This is a genomic window from Hungatella sp. SL.1.14 (assembly GCF_024460495.1).
GTDB classification, from domain to species: Bacteria; Bacillota; Clostridia; order Lachnospirales; family Lachnospiraceae; genus Hungatella; species Hungatella hathewayi.
In genome coordinates this window covers 1-294 of record NZ_JANFYJ010000434.1, presented here as the reverse complement: position 1 = coordinate 294, position 294 = coordinate 1, and the positions used below count along the sequence as shown (strand labels likewise).

General features: G+C 48.3%; 1 pseudogene. It reads right to left on the bottom strand.

Annotation, left to right across the window (positions count from 1 at the left end):
- Positions 1-294 (bottom strand): annotated as a pseudogene (locus tag NE473_RS31715) (DUF5722 domain-containing protein); the annotation flags it as partial.

Below are 294 nucleotides of genomic sequence, written 5' to 3'. Positions count from 1 at the left end.
TCGGACTCTTGGCCGTAAAGCCTTCTTCCGTAAGGATAATATGGCGTACATCTCCGGTCGGTGAGCGGAATGCAGACTGTGCCATGTAATCCGTCAAAACATTTTAGTTGGCAAAGTTGATGACAGGGGAATTAAAATCACTGGTAATCCATCCGGTCTGAGCATCATCCCAGAACTCCGGTTCTGTCATCGGCGCCGGATATGGATGGTAAGACAGTCCCCAGTCCATCTGGCCCTGAACCCCCGCGATGGAATTAAACGTATCTACAATATTCTTTCCGCCATACTTTAACT